The sequence below is a fragment of the Erwinia sp. AK-PDG3-5 genome, assembly GCF_056821705.1.
The window spans coordinates 3,820,563-3,841,197 of sequence record NZ_CM165967.1 but is presented as its reverse complement, the minus strand read 5'-3'; the positions used below and the strand labels follow the sequence as shown (position 1 = coordinate 3,841,197).

Below are 20,635 nucleotides of genomic sequence, written 5' to 3'. Positions count from 1 at the left end.
AGGGAAAGATTAATGGCTATCGAAATTACCGTACCGGATATCGGTGCAGACGAAGTGGAAGTCACCGAGATCATGGTCAAGGTGGGCGACAAGGTTGAAGTTGAGCAGTCGCTGATCACCGTAGAAGGCGATAAAGCCTCTATGGAAGTCCCTTCCCCACAGGCGGGCGTCGTAAAAGAGATCAAAGTCGCGACCGGTGACAAAATTGAAACCGGCAAGCTGATCATGATCTTCGAAGACGCGGAAGGTGCTGCGGCACCGGCCAAAGCCGAAGAGAAAAAAGAAGACGCGAAACCGGCGGCCGCCGCTGCGCCTGCTCAGGCAGAAAGCAAAGACGTTGCCGTGCCGGATATCGGTTCTGACGAAGTTGAAGTGACCGAAATCATGGTCAAAGTCGGTGACACGGTGGAAGCCGAGCAGTCGCTGATTACCGTTGAAGGCGACAAAGCCTCAATGGAAGTGCCTGCTCCGTTCGCGGGTGTGGTGAAAGAGATCAAAATCAGCACCGGCGACAAAATCAGCACCGGCTCGCTGATCATGGTCTTCGAAACTGCCGGTTCAGGTTCGGCTCCGGCTGAAGCCAAGCCAGAAGTGAAAGAAGACGCGGCAGCGGCACCCGCAGCAGCCGGCGGCGCGAAAGAAGTTGCCGTGCCGGATATCGGTGATGACGAAGTCGAAGTCACCGAAATCATGGTCAAAGTGGGCGATAAAGTGGCTGCCGAGCAGTCGCTGATCACCGTTGAAGGCGACAAAGCCTCGATGGAAGTCCCGGCACCGTTCGCGGGCACCGTGAAAGAGATCAAAATCAGCACCGGCGATAAAGTGAAAACCGGTTCGATGATCATGGTCTTCGAAGTGGAAGGCGCTGCGCCAGCGGCGGCTGCTCCGGCAGCGGCACCACAGCAGGCTGCACCGGCTCAGCAGGAGGCGAAAGCGGCTCCGGCACCGGCGAAAGCGGAATCCAAAGGTGAGTTCGCTGAGAACGATGCTTACGTCCACGCCACGCCGGTTATCCGTCGTCTGGCCCGTGAGTTCGGCGTCAATCTGTCGAAAGTGAAAGGCACTGGCCGTAAAGGCCGCATTCTGAAAGAAGACGTGCAGTCTTACGTCAAAGATGCGGTGAAACGTGCCGAGTCTGCACCCGCAGCAGCGGCCGGTGGCGGTATGCCGGGCATGTTGCCATGGCCGAAAGTGGACTTCAGCAAGTTCGGTGAGATTGAAGAAGTCGAGCTGGGCCGCATCCAGAAAATCTCGGGTGCTAACCTGAGCCGTAACTGGATCGTGATCCCTCACGTTACCCAGCACGACAAGGCCGACATTACCGAAGTGGAAAACTTCCGTAAGCAGCAGAATGACGAAGCCGCGAAGAAGAAATTGGATCTGAAGATCACCCCACTGGTGTTCATCATGAAGGCGGTTGCCAAAGCGCTGGAAGAGTTCCCACGTTTCAACAGCTCGCTGTCTGAAGATGGACAGAAGCTGACGCTGAAGAAATACATCAATATCGGTGTGGCGGTTGATACGCCAAACGGTCTGGTGGTTCCGGTGTTCAAAGACGTCAACAAGAAAGGCATTGTTGAGCTGTCTAACGAGCTGTCGGTGATTTCGAAGAAAGCGCGTGACGGTAAGCTGACGGCCGGCGATATGCAGGGCGGCTGCTTCACCATCTCCAGCCTTGGCGGCATCGGTGGCACTTCGTTCACCCCTATCGTCAATGCGCCGGAAGTGGCGATCCTCGGCGTGTCTAAATCGTCGATGGAGCCGGTCTGGAACGGTAAAGAATTCGTTCCTCGCCTGATGCTGCCACTGTCGCTCTCCTTCGATCACCGTGTGATCGATGGCGCAGCCGGTGCACGCTTCGCGGCTTACATCGCAACAGTCATGGCGGATATCCGCCGTCTGGTGATGTAAACCGTTACAAGGCCGGCTTTTGCCGGCCTTCTCATAGCCGACTTTCGATGTGCTAAGTCGACAAGGTAGTTGAAAACGTTTCGTATCAAGCGGTTTGCAGTCTGTTAACAATTCTGTAAACTCTTGCGGTGTAAACGTACCGGTGGATGAATGAATATCCCAGCGGTTAACTAAGAGGTCATGATGAGTACAGAAATTAAAACTCAGGTCGTGGTACTTGGGGCAGGTCCTGCGGGCTACTCTGCAGCCTTCCGCGCAGCCGATTTAGGTCTGGAGACCGTCATCGTTGAGCGTTTCAGCACCCTGGGTGGGGTTTGTCTGAACGTGGGTTGTATCCCTTCCAAAGCGCTGCTGCACGTCGCGAAAGTGATTGAAGAAGCTAAAGCCCTGGAAGAGCATGGTATCGTGTTTGGTAAGCCACAAACCGACATCACCAAAATTCGTACCTGGAAAGAAAAAGTCATCAACCAGCTGACCGGTGGTCTGGCAGGGATGGCGAAAGGCCGCAAAGTGAAAGTGGTCACCGGTCTGGGTAAATTCACCGGCGCTAACACGCTGGTGGTTGAAGGCGAGAATGGTGCCACCACCATCAACTTCGACAACGCCATCATTGCTGCGGGCTCCCGTCCGATTCAGCTGCCATTCATCCCGCATGAAGATCCTCGTGTCTGGGACTCCACCGACGCCCTGGAACTGAAAGAAGTGCCTGAGCGCCTGCTGGTTATGGGTGGCGGTATCATCGGTCTGGAAATGGCGACCGTCTATCACGCGCTGGGTTCACAGATTGACGTGGTTGAGATGTTTGACCAGGTTATCCCTGCGGCTGACAAAGACGTGGTGAAAGTCTTCACCAAGCGTATCAGCAAGCAGTTCAATCTGATGCTGGAAACCAAAGTGACTGCGGTTGAAGCGAAAGACGACGGTATCTACGTCACCATGGAAGGCAAAAAAGCGCCGGCCGAACCACAGCGTTACGACGCGGTTCTGGTGGCGATTGGCCGTGTACCTAATGGTAAAGGTCTGGATGCCGGTCAGGCAGGCGTGGAAGTGGACGACCGTGGCTTTATCCGCGTCGACAAGCAGATGCGTACCAACGTGCCGCACATCTATGCTATCGGCGACATCGTCGGTCAGCCGATGCTGGCGCACAAAGGCGTGCATGAAGGCCACGTGGCAGCCGAAGTGATCTCCGGTAAGAAACATTACTTCGACCCGAAAGTGATCCCATCGATTGCTTACACTGAGCCAGAAGTTGCCTGGGTCGGTCTGACCGAGAAAGAAGCGAAAGAGAAGGGCATCAGTTACGAAACGGCCACCTTCCCTTGGGCGGCCTCCGGTCGTGCCATCGCTTCAGATTGTGCAGACGGTATGACCAAACTGATCTTCGACAAAGAAACTCACCGCGTGATCGGTGGTGCGATTGTCGGCACCAACGGCGGCGAGCTGCTGGGTGAAATCGGTCTGGCTATCGAGATGGGTTGTGATGCGGAAGATATCGCGCTGACCATCCATGCTCACCCAACGCTGCATGAATCCGTGGGTCTGGCTGCCGAAATGTTCGAAGGTAGCATCACTGACCTGCCAAACCCGAAAGCGAAGAAGAAGTAAGTCGCTACGCGGTTTGAGAAACGGCTCCCAACAGGGGGCCGTTTTTTTTGCCCGATGAAAACTTCTGGTTATGGTAAGGCGCGTTACGCCCATGGAATCGTGCTTCGCGGCGAATTAATGTTGCTTTTTTGTAAACAGATTAACATGCTAACGAAATCCTGCTATGCTGCCCCTCGCGTAACCGGGCGCTTCACCCTACAGAATACGCACCTCACTTCGCGGTAAACCGCCCGGTATGCCATAACAATGTGAGCGAGGAGAACGTCGTGCTAGAAGAATACCGTAAGCACGTTGCCGAGCGTGCTGCCGAAGGGATCGTTCCAAAACCAATTGATGCTTCCCAAATGGCCGCGCTGGTTGAACTGCTGAAAAACCCGTCTGCGGGCGAAGAAGAATTCCTGTCTGATCTGTTAATCAATCGAGTTCCACCAGGCGTGGACGAAGCGGCTTACGTGAAAGCTGGCTTCCTGGCTGCTGTCGCCGCAGGCGAAGCGACCTCTCCTCTGGTTACCCCTGAAAAAGCTGTAGAACTGCTGGGCACCATGCAGGGCGGCTACAACATTCATCCGCTGATCGATGCGCTCGACAATGAGAAGCTTGCCCCGATCGCGGCGAAAGCCCTTTCCCATACTTTGCTGATGTTTGACAGCTTCTACGATGTGGAAGAGAAAGCCAAAGCGGGTAACCCACACGCGCAGAAGATCCTGAAGTCCTGGGCTGATGCTGAGTGGTATCTGTCACGTCCCGAGCTGGCAGAAAAACTTACCGTTACCGTCTTCAAAGTCACCGGCGAAACCAACACCGATGACCTGTCTCCGGCCCCGGATGCCTGGTCCCGTCCTGATATCCCACTGCACGCGTTGGCGATGCTGAAAAATGCCCGTGAAGGCATTGAGCCAGACGACGCAGGCAATGTTGGCCCCATCAAGCAGATTGAAGCGCTGCAGGCGAAAGGTTTCCCTCTTGCCTACGTGGGTGACGTTGTCGGCACCGGTTCGTCGCGTAAATCCGCCACCAACTCGGTGCTGTGGTTTATGGGTGATGACCTGCCGTTCGTGCCGAACAAGAAAGGCGGCGGCGTGGTACTGGGCAGCAACATTGCCCCGATCTTCTTCAACACTATGGAAGATGCGGGCGCACTGCCAATCGAAGTGGATGTGGCGAACCTGAATATGGGCGATGTGATTGACATCTACCCGTACAAAGGCGAAGTGAAGAACCACGAAACCGGCGAAGTGCTGGCGACCTTCTCACTGAAAACCGAAGTGCTGCTGGACGAAGTTCGCGCCGGTGGCCGTATTCCGCTGATCATCGGCCGTGGCCTGACCACCAAAGCCCGAGAATCTCTGGGCCTGCCGCACAGCGACGTGTTCCGCCTGGCGAAAGACGTGGCGGTCAGCACCCGAGGTTACTCACTGGCGCAGAAAATGGTTGGCCGTGCCTGTGGCACCGACGGCGTGCGTCCTGGCGCCTACTGCGAACCAAAAATGACCTCTGTCGGTTCTCAGGACACCACCGGTCCAATGACCCGTGATGAACTGAAAGACCTGGCCTGTCTGGGCTTCTCTGCGGATCTGGTGATGCAGTCCTTCTGCCACACCGCAGCCTATCCTAAGCCGGTTGACGTCTCTACTCACCACACGCTGCCAGACTTCATCATGAACCGTGGTGGCGTCTCACTGCGTCCGGGTGACGGTATTATCCACAGCTGGCTGAACCGTATGCTGCTGCCGGATACCGTGGGTACCGGCGGTGACTCGCATACGCGTTTCCCAATCGGAATCTCCTTCCCGGCAGGTTCAGGTCTGGTGGCGTTTGCTGCGGCGACCGGCGTGATGCCGCTGGATATGCCTGAGTCGGTACTGGTGCGTTTCAAAGGGAAAATGGAGCCAGGCATCACCCTGCGCGACCTGGTTCACGCCATCCCACTGTACGCCATCAAGCAGGGCCTGCTGACCGTTGAGAAGAAAGGGAAGAAAAACATCTTCTCAGGTCGCATCCTGGAAATCGAAGGTCTGCCAGAGCTGAAAGTTGAGCAGGCGTTTGAGCTTTCTGATGCGTCGGCCGAGCGTTCTGCTGCCGGTTGTACCATCAAGCTGGGCCAGGCACCGATTATCGAGTACCTGAACTCCAACATCGTGCTGCTGAAGTGGATGATCTCAGAAGGTTACGGCGATCGTCGTACCCTTGAGCGTCGTATTCAGGGCATGGAGAAGTGGCTGTCTGAACCGAATCTGCTGGAAGCCGACGCGGATGCAGAGTACGCGGCAGTGATCGAAATCGATCTGGCGGAGATCAAGGAGCCGATCCTGTGTGCGCCAAACGATCCGGACGATGCCCGTCTGCTGTCTGATGTTCAGGGCGAGAAAATCGATGAAGTGTTTATCGGCTCTTGCATGACCAACATCGGCCACTTCCGTGCGGCCGGTAAGCTGCTGGATAGCCACAAAGGCCAGCTGCCGACGCGTCTGTGGGTGGCACCGCCAACCAAGATGGACGCCGCGCAGCTGACGGAAGAGGGCTATTACAGCGTCTTCGGTAAGAGCGGTGCGCGTATCGAGATCCCGGGCTGTTCACTGTGCATGGGTAACCAGGCGCGTGTGGCAGATGGCGCGACGGTGGTTTCCACCTCAACCCGTAACTTCCCGAACCGTCTGGGAACCGGTGCTAACGTCTACCTGGCATCAGCCGAGCTGGCTGCGGTCGCGTCGCTGTTAGGCAAACTGCCTACCCCAGACGAATACCAGCAGTTTATGTTGCAGGTCGATAAGACCGCGGTAGACACCTACCGTTATCTGAACTTCGACAAGCTGTCCCAGTACACGGACAAAGCTGACGGTGTGATCTTCCAGACCGCCGTATAACGTCGGTGCTGGACGAGAAAGGGAGGCCTGATGGCCTCCCTTTTTTTATTGCTTCGACCCGACCTGAAATGGCTGTTTTTCGTCTGGCAGACTGCGATAATGCGGGCTATCCCCCATTAAAAGCGCACAATGCGCGGAAAATGCACGTTATCAGTGCAAAGCAGGCAGTCAGAGGACAGCAGTATGGAATACGAATTTTTGCGTGACCTCACCGGCGGGGTGAAAGTGCGCATGTCGATGGGACATGAAGCCGTTGGACATTGGTTCAATGAAGAAGTGGAAGGCAACCTGACGTTGCTGGATGAAGTGGAAGCCGCGGTTGAGAGCGTAAAAGGCAGCGAGCGCCAATGGCAGCGTATTGGCCACGAATACACGCTGTGGCTGGATGAGGAAGAGGTGATTGTCCGCGCCAACCTGCTGAGCGTTGAAGGCGACGAGATGGAGGAGGGCATGAACTACTACGACGAAGAGAGCCTGTGCTTCTGCGGCGTGGAGGATTTCCTCGCGGTGATCGCTGCTTACCGGGCTTTTTTGCAGGGCCGGTAAACCGGACGCCAAAATAAACGGGCGGCCCTGAGGCCACCCGCTTCTTAACGCCATAAACCTTACAGCGATTTTGATCCCACGGCCGGAATATTGCGCCCGTAGTAAATTTCACGCATCTCTTTCCACAGCAGATCGGTAATACGCTTGTGCTCTTGCGGGCTGAGGTCTTCCGGTCGGGTGTTAAACAGATAGTGTTTCAAATCAAACTCTTTCAGCAGCATCTTGGTATGGAAGATGTTCTCCTGATAAACGTTCACATCCAGCATGTCGTACATCGATTTCATATCTTCAGACATAAAGTTCTGAATCGAATTGATCTGGTGATCGATGTAGTGCTTCAGGCCATTCACATCGCGGGTAAAGCCGCGCACGCGGTAGTCGATGGTGACAATGTCGGATTCCAGCTGGTGAATTAAGTAGTTCAACGCCTTCAGCGGCGAAATCACCCCACAGGTGGAGACTTCAATATCCGCGCGGAAGGTGCAGAGTCCGCCTTCCGGGTGGCTCTCCGGGTAAGTGTGCACGCAGATATGGCTCTTATCCAGATGCGCCACCACCGAGTTAGGTAACGGGCCCGGATGTTCCGAGGTATCGATATCTTTCGGGTCGATCGGCTCTTCGCTGACCAAAATGGTCACGCTGGCCCCTTGAGGCTCGTAGTCCTGGCGCGCGATATTCAGCACGTTCGCGCCAATAATCGAACAGGTCTCGCTAAGGATCTCCGTCAGGCGGTTGGCGTTGTATTGCTCATCAATGTACGCAATGTATCCGTCACGCTCTGCATCTGTGTTGGCGTAACAGATATCGTAGATACAAAAACTCAGGCTTTTCGTCAGGTTGTTGAAGCCATGTAGTTTAAGCTTTTGCAATTTTGTTCACCCCCTTAAACGCCCGGCTGGTCGGCCAGCGCATTCAACAAATATTGTGGCAGGGCAAAGCTGCCCGTGTGGATCGCCGGATTATAGTAGCGACAGGTCAGGTTTGCCGCGCTAAAACGGGCCTGAAGCGTGGCGCTGTCAAGCTGGCGCAGCGCGGGATTGTTGCTGGCCCAGGCGAACGTCATAATGCCACCGTAATAGGTTGGGATCGCCGCCTGATAGAAGCTGACGTCGCCAAAGTAGTGGCTCAGTTTGCGGTGGCTGTTAATCGCCTCCTCCTGCTGCAGGAAGCAAACGCCATTCTGCGCCACGAAGATGCCATTTTCATTAAGGCAACGCTGGCAACCGGCGTAAAATTCCGAGGTGAACAGGCTTTCTCCCGGACCGATCGGATCGGTGCAGTCAGAAATGATCACATCAAACTTTTCACTGCACTGAGCGACAAAGTTCACGCCATCGTCAATCACCAGAGTAAAACGCGGATCGTCGTACGCACCGGCGCTGTGATTTGGCAGATACTGCTGGCAAAAGGTCACCACGCCCGCGTCGATCTCAACCATGGTGATCTGTTCGATATTTTTATGACGGCTGACTTCACGCAGCATGGCGCCATCGCCACCGCCAATAATCAATACGCGTTTTGCTGCGCCGTGCGCGAGGAGGGGAACGTGGGTCATCATCTCGTGATAAATGAACTCATCGCGCTCGGTCGTTTGTACCACACCGTCCAGCGCCATAACGCGACCTAACGCGGCATTCTCAAAGATGACTAAATCCTGATGACCGGTCTGTTCACGGTACAGGATCTTATCGACAGAAAAGTACTGTCCAAACCCGGTATGAAGCGTTTCATACCACATTTCTTTTTCGGCCATGCTGGGATTCTCCTCATAACAGCCACGAAAAATGGGCGCGACATAATAGCTAACTCTGACCGTGGTTGCACGGTCAAATTATCAGCAATAATGGGAAAAAGGGAGGGGATTATTTCACGTACGCGAGCAGGCTCAGGGAGTCACGTGCCAGGGATTTGCACTTCATATCGTTCGGAACGGCGATACCGCTCAAATCACGATAACTGTCTTCGCCCAGCGCTTTCATATTAAAGCTGCTGTAATTGGCCAAATCCCAGCGGTTCTGCTGGGCAAAGAACACCAGCGCCCGGCGAATTTGCCCGTCCGGCAGATCCTGATATCCGCAGTCATTTTTCAAATAGACAAACACAGCCGTTAAATCGGCTAAATCTTCCGCTTCAGATTCGCTCAGCGCGAAACTGGTCGACGAGAAGCCAAAGAGACTCAGTAACAACAGAGCCTTGATGCTTTTCTTCATAATTGATCTCAACCGATTGCAATAGTCTGACGTTAGCACAGTTATTCGCAGGCTTCAGACAATTTTGCGGCAGAAAACTCCGGATCCGGCTATTTTACTGGCCCAGGGGTGGCAAAGCTTGACCTTCCCGGTAGGGAAGGGTTTATGCTTCCCAATAAGAATTTTCTGCCAGGGCGAACTGAATCAATGCAACGTCGTGATTTTATTAAGCTAACCGCGGCAATGGGCGCGGCCAGTGCCTTGCCATTATGGAGCCGCAGCGCCATGGCGGCTGAACGCCGTCCTGAATTGCCGATCCCGGTGCTGTTAACGCCCGATCCGCGCGGCGTGATGAATATTACGGCGAAGACCGGTTCTAAGGTCTGGCAGGGTAAAACCGTGCCAACCTGGGGTTATAACGGCGATCTGCTCGGTCCGGCGATCCAGCTGGAACGCGATAAGCCGGTGACCATCAATGTGCGTAACCAGTTGCCGGAAGCGACCACCGTTCACTGGCACGGTCTGGACATCCCCGGTTCCGTGGATGGCGGCCCGCAGGCGCAGATCGCACCGGGACAGACCCGTACCGTCAGCTTCACGCCTGACCAGCGCTCTGCCACCTGCTGGTTCCATCCCCATCTGCATGGCAGAACCGGTTATCAGGTCGCTCAGGGGCTGGCTGGGTTGGTGATTGTGAAAGACATCGCCGGCGAGAAGCTGCTGCTGCCAAAAATCTGGGGCGTGGATGATATTCCGCTGATCCTGCAAGACAAACGATTAAGCAGCGACGGCAGTAAAATCGATTATCAGCTGGGTATCATGAGCGCGGCGGTGGGCTGGTTTGGCGATACCATGCTAACCAATGGCGCCATTTATCCTCAGCACGCCGTGCCGCGCGGCTGGTTACGTTTGCGCGTGCTGAACGGCTGTAATGCGCGCACGCTGAACCTGACCGCCTGCGATCGTCGTTCGTTGTACGTTATCGCCAGCGATGGCGGATTGCTGGCCGAGCCGGTTGAGCTGACAGAGCTGCCGATGATGCCGGGTGAACGCTTTGAAATCATGGTCGATACCCGCGATGGCAAAGAATTCGATCTGCAAACGCTTCCCGTGCGGCAGATGGGCATGTCGCTGGCACCGTTTAACCAGCCGTTGCCGATATTGCACATCGTACCGCTGCAAATTATGGCCAGCGGCACGCTGCCGGACACCCTGGTCGAGATGCCTGCTTTACCGTCTACCGACGGGATGGCTGAGCGCCAGCTAAAACTGACCATGGATCCGGAACTCGATCGCCGTGGCATGCTCGCCCTGATGGAGAAATACGGACATGCGGCCATGGCCGGCATGAGCGGCGATGCGCACGATAATGATATGGATGATGCGGGCGGGATGGCTGAGAGGGATCACAGCAAAATGGCCGGGATGGAACAGGAGCCTGTGGCCGGCACGGATCACAGCAAGATGGCGGACATGGATGATGGCGCGATGGCCGGTATGGATCACGGCGATGATAAGACGGCCCGGGATTTCCATAGCGGCAACCGGATCAATGGCAAAGCCTTTGATATGAACACGCCGTCCTTTGACGTGAAGCGTGGTGTTGTCGAGAAGTGGACGATTTCGGGTGAAGGCGACGAGATGCTGCACCCGTTCCATATTCATGGCACCCAATTCCGTATCCTGTCAGAAAATGGCAAACCTCCGGCAGCGCATCGCAGCGGCTGGAAGGATATTGTCAGGGTTGAGGGCTGGCGCAGCGAAGTGCTGGTGCGTTTTGACAACCTGGCGGCGAAGGATCAGGCCTATATGGCGCACTGTCATCTGCTGGAACATGAAGATACCGGCATGATGCTCGGCTTTACGGTGAGCGAGTAACGTCCGTAAAATCCCTCACCCGTGGAACATTGACGCCTTCCACGGGTGAATTTCCTGCCCGACTTGCCCGCACATCTTCTGTGAATAATCTGAATTTGGCTTAAGTTATTTGCGATTGGGAAATAAGGCCAGCATTTTTTCAATGAGATTTAACCGAGTCGACCTGAATATTACATGGTATTAGTTCTTATTTTAACCTGCTGTAAGATCTGTTTTTTCCTACCTTAGCTGTTTTCTGAAATTAAAATCCCAGCTCGGCTGAACTCTGTTATTGGCTGGTCTTTATGTTATTCAGTGCAAATATGCCTGCCCGTAGCGGTGTTGGAACGAGAATGCTTTCTTGACTGATATTCATTGCGGCAATAAGTTGAAATAACTTCCCCTTACACAAAGCTGACACTCTGATGAATGCGCATGAGCTGGTGAAAGAAAAAGTAACTTACACCGCAGATGGCAATCTTGATGCCGATATTCATATCCTGTTTACCACGGATAAACGCTATCTGACGTATTGTGGCGTCTGTATTTTTTCAATCATTGATAAAAATCCGACACTGAATATTACCTTCCACCTGTTTACCGATGAGTATAACGGCCTTTTCCCGGCGTCGTTCTTTACCCGTTATCCCAATGTCAGCGTGGTGGTGTATCTGCTGAACAATGCGGTATTCGATGGACTGCAGGTGTATGATTTTTACCCCAGATCAATCTACTACCGCATTGTGGCCTCCAATATCCTGCATGAGCAGGTGAGCCAACTGCTGTACCTCGACTGCGATATCGTTTGTGATGGCAATATTTCTCCGCTATTAGCCATCGATATGGCGGACTACACCATCGCTGCCGTGCAGGATAAGGGAATGAACAGCGACTATCTGACCTATCTGGGGTTAAGCAAAGAGAAAAAATACTTTAATTCTGGCGTGATGTTAATCAACACTCAGGCCTGGGTTGATCATGATGTGACGGCGGAATTCTTCGTTAAAATCAAAGATAAAAAATACACTTTCCCGGATCAGGATTGCCTGAATATCATCCTGGATAATGAAGTGTATTTTATAGAGCCAGAATTTAACTTTATTCCTAAAAATAAAAGTACCAATAAAGCGCCGGTGTTTATTCATTACGCCGGGCAGACTAAACCCTGGAGCGTTTCCATCGATGAGTCAGGTTATAACAAAAAATACATCGATATGTATAACCGCTCACCGTGGAAAGACGTCCCGCTGGAGTTGCCGAAAAAAGCTTTTGAATCCTATCACTACGCGAAAAAGCTGCTGATGAAGAAACGTCTGATCCAGGCAGCGTATTGGCTGACCGTCTCGACGTTTCAATTCACCGCCAAAAAATTGCGCAGCAAGGCCGCCGGTTAAAGGGCTGACAGCGCGATCTTGAGATCCTCAATCAGGTCATCTTTGTTTTCGATGCCGATAGAGACCCGCACGGTTGCCTCGCTGATGCCAATTCTTGCCCGGACATCAGCAGGGACGCCGGAGTGGGTGGTGCTGGCCGGATGGCTGGCCAGTGATTCTGTACCGCCCAGGCTGACCGCCAGTTTAAACAGCTGCAGGGTGTTCAGCAGCTTAAACGCGGCGGGTTGGCCACCAACCACATCGAAGGAGAAGGTCGAGCCTGCGCCGCTGCATTGCTTACTGAACGTCTTGCCCGCCGGTGAATCCGGCTCAAGGAACGACAATGAATGCAGCTTGGCGATTTTCTCGTGCCCGCGCAGGAAGCCCGCAACGGCGACGGCATTGTCATTGGCCCGCTCCATTCTTAACGCCAGCGTTTCCAGCGAACGGCCAATCATCCAGCTGGAATGCGGATCAAGCTGGGTGCCAATCGCGCTGCGTAGTGCTTTAATCTGCCTGACCAGCGCTTTGCTGCCCATCACCGCACCGGCAATTAAATCTGAATGGCCGCCAACATACTTGGTCAGCGAATAGAGCGACAGATCCGCGCCGTGCTCGACAGGGCGTTGGAAAACCGGGCCGAGCAGGGTGTTATCGCAGGCAATGATTGGGCGATGCTGCTGCTGCTGTTCAATGGCGTCGGCCACCCGTTTAATCAGTGCGATATCCACCAGACTGTTGGTCGGGTTGGCCGGTGATTCAATCAGGATCACCGACACGCGGCCCAGCTTCATCGCTTCTTCAGCGGCGGCCTGCACGATCGCCTCATCTAACCCATCAGAAAACCCTACCGCCGCCACGTTCAGCTTGCTGAAGGTCTTGCTTAACAGCGTCTCGGTGCCGCCATACAGCGGCTGAGAATGGAGGATCGCATCGCCAGGTTCGACCAATGCCAACAGCGTGGTGGAGATAGCGGACATGCCGGAGGAAAAGAGTGCGGCGCTCTCGGTGCGTTCATAAATTGCCAACCGATCTTCAACAATCTCACTGTTAGGGTGATTAAAACGTGAATAGACCAGTCCATTGGCGCCGCCGGCCGGTGGCTCTTTGCGTCCCGAGACGTAATCAAAGAAATCCCGGCCTTCTTCTGCGGTATTAAAGACGAAGGTTGAGGTAAGAAACACCGGAGGTTTGACCGCGCCTTCAGACAGCGCCGGATCGTAGCCATAATTAAGCATTTGGGTTTCGGGCTGAAGCTCACGACTGCCAATATGGGTCTTCTTAGAATGGGGAGAGGCCATGCAAACTCCTGCCGCTGAGGCATGCTGAGGGGGTTAAAGTGAGCATACGTTATCATGGGCCCAATCGCGCTGATAAATGAATTATCGTTCTATGGTTAAAACCTTTTGCATGATTAAATATGGTTTTCCCGACAGATAGAAGTCTATACGTCTGCTTCGAATTCCGTTGCGCGGTTTGCGCAACAACGGGAAAACGGCGGCGGATCTGTGATAGACTTCGCTGCTTCCCTTAAGCCATCAAGAACGACAAAAGTTATGAAACATACCGTAGAAGTGATGATCCCCGAAGACGAGATCGCGAAACGCATTGCCGAGCTCGGCCAGCAGATTACCGAGCAGTATAAAGACAGTGGCAGCGACATGGTGCTGGTGGGCCTGTTGCGCGGCTCCTTTATGTTTATGGCCGATCTGTGCCGTAAAATTGAGGTGTCCCATGAAGTCGATTTTATGACGGCATCCAGCTACGGCAGCGGCATGTCCAGCACCCGCGATGTGCGCATCCTGAAAGATCTGGATGAAGATATTCGTGGCAAGGACGTGCTGATCGTTGAAGACATCATCGATTCCGGCAATACGCTGAGCAAAGTGCGTGAGATCCTCAGCCTGCGTCAGCCAAAATCTCTGGCTATTTGTACGCTGCTGGATAAGCCCGATCGCCGTGAAGTGGAGGTGCCGGTTGAATACGTCGGCTTCACCATTCCTGACGAGTTCGTGGTGGGATACGGCATTGATTATGCCCAGCGTTATCGCCATCTGCCGTACGTCGGCAAAGTGGTGATGCTGGAAGAGTAATTACGCAGGCAGGGTTACAGCACAAACGACTAAGGCCGGTTTTTCCGGCCTGATATAAGATGCGAACCCGTTAATCCGGGCTTTGCACGTCGTTCAGCAAGTTGGCGATACCATGGCGGTAACGTTGCTCGAGGATTTCACGGTTTGTGGCAGCCACTTCCAGATCGCGCAGATAGCCGTCCTGAATACCGTAAACCCAACCGTGGATAGTCACATTCTGACCGCGTTTCCACGCAGACTGCATCACGGTGGAATGACCCAGGTTATACACCTGCTCAATCACGTTGATTTCACACAGTTTGTCAAAGCGTTTTTCCGGCGGCAGTTCACCCAGTATCGCGCTATGCTTGTACCACAAATCACGGATATGCAGCAGCCAGTTGTTGATCAGACCCAGTTCTGGATTCTCAACCGCTGCCTGGACACCGCCGCAGCCATAGTGACCGCAGATGATGATGTGTTCCACTTCTAACACTTCAACGGCGTACTGCACCACGGACAGACAATTCAGGTCCGTGTGAATGACCAGGTTGGCCACGTTGCGGTGAACAAACAGTTCGCCCGGCTCCAGGCCGGTCAGGCGCTCGGCGGGAACGCGGCTGTCAGAGCAGCCAATCCACAGAAAACGCGGCTTCTGCGCCAGTGAGAGACGCTCGAAGAAGCCTGGGTCTTCCTCTTTGAGCAGCTTGGACCACTCGCGATTGTTGCTGATAAGGGTATCAATATCTTTCATGTTAGTGTCGACCAATACTCGAAATGCGTTGCAATAATATAGGCCAACGCGGCGTGATTTAAAATGGCAAACAAGAAAACCACACAAAACAGGGCACTCTTTTACCTATGACTTATGCACTGGAACTTGAAAAACTGACCAAAACCTATGCAGGCGGCGTTCAGGCCCTCAAGGGAATTGATCTCAATGTAGAAGCCGGTGACTTCTATGCGCTGCTGGGTCCGAACGGAGCCGGCAAGTCCACCACGATTGGCATTATCAGCTCGCTGGTTAACAAAACGGCCGGTAAGGTGCGCGTCTTTGGTTATGACCTGCAGCAGGATGTGGTCAATGCCAAACGCCAGCTGGGCCTGGTGCCACAGGAGTTCAACTTCAACCAGTTTGAGACCGTGATGCAAATCGTGGTCAGCCAGGCTGGTCTGTACGGCGTGGAAAAGCCGGAAGCGCTGAAGCGTGCTGAAAAATACCTGAAGCAGCTCGATCTGTGGGAGAAGCGCAACGAGCGTGCGCGCATGCTCTCCGGCGGCATGAAGCGTCGTCTGATGATTGCCCGAGCCCTGATGCACGAGCCAAAATTGCTGATCCTTGATGAACCCACCGCCGGCGTCGACATTGAGCTGCGTCGTTCGATGTGGACCTTCCTGCAGGATTTGAATGCCAAAGGCACCACCATCATTCTCACCACCCACTATCTGGAAGAAGCAGAAATGCTGTGCCGCAATATCGGCATCATTCAGCGCGGTGAGCTGGTGGAAAATACCTCGATGAAAGGGCTGTTGTCGAAGCTGAAATCCGAAACCTTCATCCTCGATTTGGCGGCGAAAAGTCCCTTGCCACAACTGGAAGGTTTCCAGTATCGCCTGACGGACACCTCGACGCTGGAAGTGGAAGTGCTGCGCGAGCAGGGCTTGAACAGCGTGTTCAGCCAGCTCAGCCATCAGGGCGTGCAGGTATTAAGTATGCGCAACAAGGCTAACCGTCTTGAGGAGCTGTTTGTCGACCTGGTCAACGGTCGCAAAGGAGAGAAATCATGACACATCTTTATTGGGTCGCTCTGAAGAGCATCTGGGGCAAAGAAGTTAATCGTTTTGCCCGTATCTGGATCCAGACGCTGGTGCCGCCAGTGATCACCATGACCCTGTATTTCATCATCTTCGGAAACCTGATCGGATCCCGTATCGGTGAGATGCACGGCTTTAGCTACATGCAGTTTATTGTGCCGGGCCTGATCATGATGGCGGTGATCACCAACGCCTATGCCAACGTGGCGTCGTCGTTCTTTAGTGCCAAATTCCAGCGCAATATTGAAGAGCTGCTGGTGGCACCGGTGCCGACTCACGTCATCATCGCCGGCTATGTTGGCGGCGGCGTTGCACGCGGTATCTGCGTGGGCGTGCTGGTCACGGCGATTTCGCTGTTCTTCGTGCCGTTCCAGGTTCACTCGTGGCTGATGGTGGCGGTGACGCTGCTGCTGACCGCGATCCTGTTCTCGCTGGCGGGCCTGCTGAATGCGGTGTTTGCCCGGACGTTTGACGATATCAGCCTGATCCCTACCTTCGTACTGACCCCGCTAACCTACCTGGGCGGCGTGTTTTATTCGCTAACTTTACTACCACCGATTTGGCAGATGATTTCTAAATTGAACCCGATTGTTTACATGATCAGCGGCTTCCGTTTTGGTTTCCTGGGCATTTCTGACGTGCCGGTGGTGTTCACTTTAGCGGTGTTGCTTGCCTTTATTGCGGTGTTCTATTTGCTGGTTTGGGTACTGATCCAACGTGGCAGAGGCCTGCGCACCTGATGTTTTTCAGGATCTCTTCCCGCAGGGGAGAGATCCTGTTTTCCCTTCCCCCCTGACGACTCATTGTCTTAGCGCATCCCCCTCTGTTCACTGCTGACATTCGCTGCGGTTATTTTCATCTGCTTCAGGCATATATGCCATCTGGGTTAAGTCCAATGTTTACTTTTGTTATGCTGAAGAGACATTAATGTTTATTATTCTAATGATTTCAGGTCGACGCCAGCAATAATTCACTGCAATAGCTTTATTATTCTTGTAAAGCAGGTTTAAGCAAATTCTCATTTTTCCCTTAGATCTGTTTCAGGCTGTTTTCTCAAATGTCAGTTTATGTATACTAGCGATTCTCTTTCAGCGTCTGATACCCCTAATGGCCATAATAATATCCGCCACAGGGCAGGCCTTTTTATTGCTTATACAATAAAAATCATTGGCACGGGATAAATATGAACAGACTTACATGGGTTGATAACCTGCGTGGTATGAGTGTGCTTGCCGTTATTTTTCTACATAGCACTATCGCCGTAAATGGTGATGCCGGGCACCTTACCATGGTAACGAACACCGTTAACCATCTGCTGGAGCCGGTCAGACTGGGCCTGATGTTTTTTGTTTCAGGGCTGTTTGTGGACAGTGGATTGAAGAAAGGCTTTGATAGCTTTGCGAAAAATAAGGTCAAAAGCATTCTTTACCCGTTTATCGTCTGGGTGGCGATTTATGGCGGGCTGAAGCTTCTGTTCAACTCGGTCTCCAATAAACCGCAGTCGCCCATGAATATCCTGCTTTCGCATTTGACTGGTGGCGGCGATATTACCTGGTTTTTGCATTCGTTATTCATTTTCTTCATGATTATTCCGCTGGTACGTCGCGTTCCATTTTATATTGTCATTCCGCTGTCGCTGTTTATTAGTTATATTATGCCAGAAATTCCCGCAGACAGCGTATTTGCTGGCTTTGATAATAGCCACGTTAACCGAATGTTTTACCTGTTCCCGTTCTTTTTCCTCGGGGATATGCTGGTACGGAAGCAGGTCGATATTCCCGCCGTCATCAGCAAAAAATCCATTTTATTACCTTCACTGTTATGTTTTATCGCGCTCTCTTCGATGAATCTGTTGATAGAGGAAGGCATTTCCTGGCAGCTGCTGGCGCCACTGGCCCTGTGCTCGATCCCGATCTTCATCTTCCTGGCGTTGCACACCAACGTGAAGCTGGTGCATTTTGTTGGCGTTAATTCGATTGTCTTTTATCTGTCGCACTATCTCGCCGTGCAGGTGTTTGCCAAAGCGGTGAAAATCAACAGCAGCAATATCCTGATCAGCGATCTGAAATTTATCGCGGCTTTCCTCTCCGCACTGCTGCTGCCGCTGGCTATCTGCTGGATACGCAAGCACGGGATGCTGAACTTCTTGTTCACCCTGAAGAAAAAGCCCAAGGTCACCGCCACGCTGGTGCATTAAGCCGAAGCCATTCAGGTTACCGGCAATAAAAAAGGGCCGACAGCGGTCGGCCCTTTGCACGTTCGGACGGGGTAGGGGATCAGGCGACCTGAACCGGAACCGCTTTCGCCAGACGCTTCATGACGTTTGCGCCTTCAAAATAGGCCACTTTCGGCTGCCATTCGCGTGCCTCTGCATCCGGCATATCCACATAAGAGCAGATAATCAAAATATCCCCTTCGCAGGCACAACGCGCTGCGGCACCGTTAACAGAGATAATCTTTGAGCCGCGCTCAGCCGCAATGGCATAGGTCGAGAAACGCTGGCCGTTAGTCACGTTGTAAATGTCGATCGCTTCGTATTGCAGAATGCCGGAAGCGTCGAGGAAATCCTGATCGATGGCACAGGAGCCTTCATAATTCAGATCCGCCTGAGTGACGGTCACCCGGTGAAGCTTGCCCTGCAGCATAGTACGGTTCATAACCTTGTTACCTTTCTCGGAAATCACAAAAACGAACGCCAGGAACCCCTGAGCGCCAGTGACTGTTACTGCGTCAGATCGACCTGTTGATTGTCAATCAGACGCGCTTTACCTAACCAGGCGGCCATCAGGATCACCGCGCGCTGGCTGTCGACATTCAGCGGCAGCAGCGTATCGGCATCGCAAATCGCCAGTCCATCAGCCCGTAAGCCTTTTTCGGCCAGCGCCTCTTCCGCGGCGGCAATGATCTCTTCGATATGCCGCTCACCGTTGGACAGCCGCTCGGCCATGCTGTTCATCACTTTGCTGACCACCGGGGCGATTTTACGCTCATCCGCGGTCAGATAGCCGTTACGCGAACTGAGCGCCAGACCATCTTTGGCTCTGACCGTCGGCACACCGATGATATCGATGTCGTAGCCCATATCCGCCACCATCTTGCGGATTAACGCCAGCTGCTGGTAATCCTTCTCGCCGAACAGCGCCATATCCGGCTGCACCAGGTTGAAAAGCTTACTGACAATGGTCGACACGCCACGGAAATGGCCGGGACGGCTGGCGCCTTCCAGCAGCGTGGAGAGGCCTGGCACATCGACAAAGGTTTGAGCGCTCAATCCCTTTGGATAGACTTCGCCCGGTGCCGGGGAGAAGACCAAATCGACTTTGCGGCGGTTTAGCTTCTCGCAATCTTCCTGCAAGGTGCGCGGATAGCGGGCCAAATCGTCCGGACGTTCAAACTGCATCGGGTTAACAAAGATCGAGACAACCACAATGTCTGCCTGCTCGCGCGCTTCATCGACCAGCGTCATATGACCGTCATGCAGGTTGCCCATGGTCGGCACCAGCGCGATGCGCTTACCGTCCTGCCGCCAGCGCCGGATTTCACGGCGCAGCATCGGCAAGGTTTCAATAATCAGCACAGATTGTCTCCTGTGTTAGTGAAAACTGTGTTCTTCGGCAGGGTAAGTCCCCGTTTCGACGTCCACAACATACTGCCTGATGGCGGCGCGGATATCGCCGGTTTCCGCAAGGAAGTTTTTAGCAAACTTCGGAATGTGGCCGCCAGTAATGCCAAAGGCATCATGCATCACCAGAATCTGACCATCGGTGACGTTGCCCGCTCCAATACCAATCACCGGGATGCTCAGCGCATTGGTGATACGCTGCGCCAGCACCACCGGCACACATTCCAGCACCAGCAGCTGCGCACCGGCCGCTTCCAGCGCCAGCGCATCGGCCAGCAGGGCATCGGCCGCCTCGCTTTCGCGTCCCTGAATCTTATAGCCACCAAAGATATTCACTGACTGTGGCGTAAGGCCGAGATGTCCGCAAACCGGTACGGCACGTTCGGTTAACTGCCTGACCGTCTCTGCCAGCCATTTTCCGCCTTCCAGCTTGACCATATTGGCCCCGGCGCGCATCAGCTGCGCCGCGCTGTCAAAGGTTTGCTCAGGCGTGGCATAGGTCATAAACGGCAGGTCTGACAGCAGTAGCGCCGCAGGGGCACCGCGGCGCACGGCCTGAGTGTGGTAAACGATGTCGGCAAGGGTCACCGGCAGCGTTGAATCATGTCCCTGAACCACCATGCCCAGCGAATCGCCCACCAACATGACCTGCAAGCCTTCATCGGCGAACAGTCGGGCAAAGCTGAAATCATAGGCGGTAATGGAGGCAAACTTGCGTCCGCTCTTTTTCCACTGGCGAAGGGTAGAGACCGTGGTCGGTTTCATCGCAACCTCTGTA

Annotated in this window: 18 protein-coding genes; 10 read left to right on the top strand and 8 right to left on the bottom strand. The window is 53.8% G+C overall.

Annotation, left to right across the window (positions count from 1 at the left end; genetic code table 11):
- The first annotated feature begins 12 nt into the window (after nucleotides 1–12).
- From aceF to yacL, 4 genes are all read left to right on the top strand, one after another.
- Nucleotides 13–1,911, top strand: coding sequence for a pyruvate dehydrogenase complex dihydrolipoyllysine-residue acetyltransferase (aceF, locus tag AC1UKS_RS17930; protein ID WP_482434713.1), 1,899 nt, complete (start codon nucleotides 13–15; stop codon nucleotides 1,909–1,911).
- 183 nt (nucleotides 1,912–2,094) lie between these two features.
- Complete coding sequence (gene lpdA, locus AC1UKS_RS17925; RefSeq protein ID WP_013200785.1) at nucleotides 2,095–3,519, top strand: dihydrolipoyl dehydrogenase; 1,425 nt, start codon at nucleotides 2,095–2,097, stop codon at nucleotides 3,517–3,519.
- A gap of 266 nt (nucleotides 3,520–3,785) precedes the next feature.
- A complete protein-coding gene (gene acnB / locus AC1UKS_RS17920) occupies nucleotides 3,786–6,383 on the top strand; it encodes a bifunctional aconitate hydratase 2/2-methylisocitrate dehydratase (RefSeq protein ID WP_482434712.1) in 2,598 nt (865 codons plus the stop codon).
- A gap of 183 nt (nucleotides 6,384–6,566) precedes the next feature.
- Nucleotides 6,567–6,929: a protein YacL gene (gene yacL / locus AC1UKS_RS17915; RefSeq protein WP_482434711.1), complete on the top strand. Its 363-nt coding sequence runs from the start codon at nucleotides 6,567–6,569 to the stop codon at nucleotides 6,927–6,929.
- 59 nt (nucleotides 6,930–6,988) lie between these two features.
- Here the strand turns inward: yacL and speD are convergent, their stop codons facing one another.
- The 3 genes from speD to AC1UKS_RS17900 form a co-directional block, all read right to left on the bottom strand.
- Nucleotides 6,989–7,798, bottom strand: a complete 810-nt coding sequence (speD, locus tag AC1UKS_RS17910; protein ID WP_013200806.1) for an adenosylmethionine decarboxylase — start codon at nucleotides 7,796–7,798, stop codon at nucleotides 6,989–6,991.
- Nucleotides 7,799–7,812: 14 nt separating this feature from the next.
- On the bottom strand, nucleotides 7,813–8,682 hold the full coding sequence (gene speE, locus AC1UKS_RS17905) for a polyamine aminopropyltransferase (RefSeq protein WP_482434710.1): 870 nt from the start codon (nucleotides 8,680–8,682) through the stop codon (nucleotides 7,813–7,815).
- Nucleotides 8,683–8,791: 109 nt separating this feature from the next.
- Nucleotides 8,792–9,139: a YacC family pilotin-like protein gene (locus tag AC1UKS_RS17900; RefSeq protein WP_013200808.1), complete on the bottom strand. Its 348-nt coding sequence runs from the start codon at nucleotides 9,137–9,139 to the stop codon at nucleotides 8,792–8,794.
- A 186-nt stretch (nucleotides 9,140–9,325) separates the two neighbouring features.
- On the opposite strand from AC1UKS_RS17900, the gene cueO reads away from it, so the two are divergent.
- Together cueO and AC1UKS_RS17890 are read left to right on the top strand one after the other, a co-directional pair.
- A complete protein-coding gene (gene cueO, locus AC1UKS_RS17895) occupies nucleotides 9,326–10,996 on the top strand; it encodes a multicopper oxidase CueO (RefSeq protein WP_482434709.1) in 1,671 nt (556 codons plus the stop codon).
- Nucleotides 10,997–11,418: 422 nt separating this feature from the next.
- Nucleotides 11,419–12,369: a glycosyltransferase family 8 protein gene (locus tag AC1UKS_RS17890; protein WP_482434708.1), complete on the top strand. Its 951-nt coding sequence runs from the start codon at nucleotides 11,419–11,421 to the stop codon at nucleotides 12,367–12,369.
- Here AC1UKS_RS17890 and AC1UKS_RS17885 read toward each other — a convergent pair.
- Nucleotides 12,366–13,649, bottom strand: a complete 1,284-nt coding sequence (locus AC1UKS_RS17885; RefSeq protein ID WP_482434707.1) for a cystathionine gamma-synthase family protein — start codon at nucleotides 13,647–13,649, stop codon at nucleotides 12,366–12,368. The genes AC1UKS_RS17890 and AC1UKS_RS17885 overlap by 4 nt on opposite strands.
- 255 nt (nucleotides 13,650–13,904) lie before the next feature.
- Between AC1UKS_RS17885 and hpt the strand changes: the two genes are divergently transcribed.
- Complete coding sequence (gene hpt, locus AC1UKS_RS17880) at nucleotides 13,905–14,441, top strand: hypoxanthine phosphoribosyltransferase (protein ID WP_013200812.1); 537 nt, start codon at nucleotides 13,905–13,907, stop codon at nucleotides 14,439–14,441.
- 70 nt (nucleotides 14,442–14,511) lie between these two features.
- On the opposite strand, the gene can is transcribed toward hpt, so the two are convergent.
- The gene (gene can, locus AC1UKS_RS17875) at nucleotides 14,512–15,174 is read right to left on the bottom strand and encodes a carbonate dehydratase (protein ID WP_013200813.1); all 663 of its coding nucleotides are present in this window, start codon (nucleotides 15,172–15,174) and stop codon (nucleotides 14,512–14,514) included.
- 107 nt (nucleotides 15,175–15,281) lie between these two features.
- On the opposite strand from can, the gene AC1UKS_RS17870 reads away from it, so the two are divergent.
- The 3 genes from AC1UKS_RS17870 (at nucleotide 15,282) to AC1UKS_RS17860 (ending at nucleotide 18,432) form a co-directional block, all read left to right on the top strand.
- Entirely contained in the window at nucleotides 15,282–16,208 is a 927-nt protein-coding gene (locus AC1UKS_RS17870) for an ABC transporter ATP-binding protein (RefSeq protein ID WP_013200814.1), read from the top strand.
- Entirely contained in the window at nucleotides 16,205–16,975 is a 771-nt protein-coding gene (locus tag AC1UKS_RS17865; RefSeq protein WP_013200815.1) for an ABC transporter permease, read from the top strand. The genes AC1UKS_RS17870 and AC1UKS_RS17865 overlap by 4 nt, the downstream gene beginning before the upstream one ends.
- Nucleotides 16,976–17,418: 443 nt before the next feature.
- Nucleotides 17,419–18,432, top strand: coding sequence for an acyltransferase family protein (locus tag AC1UKS_RS17860; protein ID WP_482434706.1), 1,014 nt, complete (start codon nucleotides 17,419–17,421; stop codon nucleotides 18,430–18,432).
- A gap of 79 nt (nucleotides 18,433–18,511) precedes the next feature.
- Here AC1UKS_RS17860 and panD read toward each other — a convergent pair whose 3' ends face one another.
- The 3 genes from panD to panB form a co-directional block, all read right to left on the bottom strand.
- Nucleotides 18,512–18,892: an aspartate 1-decarboxylase gene (gene panD / locus AC1UKS_RS17855; protein ID WP_013200817.1), complete on the bottom strand. Its 381-nt coding sequence runs from the start codon at nucleotides 18,890–18,892 to the stop codon at nucleotides 18,512–18,514.
- Nucleotides 18,893–18,957: 65 nt separating this feature from the next.
- Nucleotides 18,958–19,812 (bottom strand): pantoate--beta-alanine ligase, encoded by an 855-nt coding sequence (gene panC / locus AC1UKS_RS17850; protein ID WP_482434705.1) that lies wholly within the window; start codon nucleotides 19,810–19,812, stop codon nucleotides 18,958–18,960.
- Nucleotides 19,813–19,827: 15 nt separating this feature from the next.
- On the bottom strand, nucleotides 19,828–20,622 hold the full coding sequence (panB, locus tag AC1UKS_RS17845) for a 3-methyl-2-oxobutanoate hydroxymethyltransferase (protein WP_482434704.1): 795 nt from the start codon (nucleotides 20,620–20,622) through the stop codon (nucleotides 19,828–19,830).
- Nucleotides 20,623–20,635 lie beyond the last annotated feature (13 nt).

Coding starts and splice junctions, on each gene's coding strand:
- aceF (WP_482434713.1), top strand. CDS start 13: ATGGCTATCGAAATTACCGTACCGGATATCGGTGCAGACGAAGTGGAA.
- lpdA (WP_013200785.1), top strand. CDS start 2,095: ATGAGTACAGAAATTAAAACTCAGGTCGTGGTACTTGGGGCAGGTCCT.
- yacL (WP_482434711.1), top strand. CDS start 6,567: ATGGAATACGAATTTTTGCGTGACCTCACCGGCGGGGTGAAAGTGCGC.
- speE (WP_482434710.1), bottom strand. CDS start 8,682: ATGGCCGAAAAAGAAATGTGGTATGAAACGCTTCATACCGGGTTTGGA.
- AC1UKS_RS17900 (WP_013200808.1), bottom strand. CDS start 9,139: ATGAAGAAAAGCATCAAGGCTCTGTTGTTACTGAGTCTCTTTGGCTTC.
- cueO (WP_482434709.1), top strand. CDS start 9,326: ATGCAACGTCGTGATTTTATTAAGCTAACCGCGGCAATGGGCGCGGCC.
- AC1UKS_RS17885 (WP_482434707.1), bottom strand. CDS start 13,649: ATGGCCTCTCCCCATTCTAAGAAGACCCATATTGGCAGTCGTGAGCTT.
- hpt (WP_013200812.1), top strand. CDS start 13,905: ATGAAACATACCGTAGAAGTGATGATCCCCGAAGACGAGATCGCGAAA.
- can (WP_013200813.1), bottom strand. CDS start 15,174: ATGAAAGATATTGATACCCTTATCAGCAACAATCGCGAGTGGTCCAAG.
- AC1UKS_RS17870 (WP_013200814.1), top strand. CDS start 15,282: ATGACTTATGCACTGGAACTTGAAAAACTGACCAAAACCTATGCAGGC.
- AC1UKS_RS17865 (WP_013200815.1), top strand. CDS start 16,205: ATGACACATCTTTATTGGGTCGCTCTGAAGAGCATCTGGGGCAAAGAA.
- AC1UKS_RS17860 (WP_482434706.1), top strand. CDS start 17,419: ATGAACAGACTTACATGGGTTGATAACCTGCGTGGTATGAGTGTGCTT.
- panD (WP_013200817.1), bottom strand. CDS start 18,892: ATGAACCGTACTATGCTGCAGGGCAAGCTTCACCGGGTGACCGTCACT.
- panB (WP_482434704.1), bottom strand. CDS start 20,622: ATGAAACCGACCACGGTCTCTACCCTTCGCCAGTGGAAAAAGAGCGGA.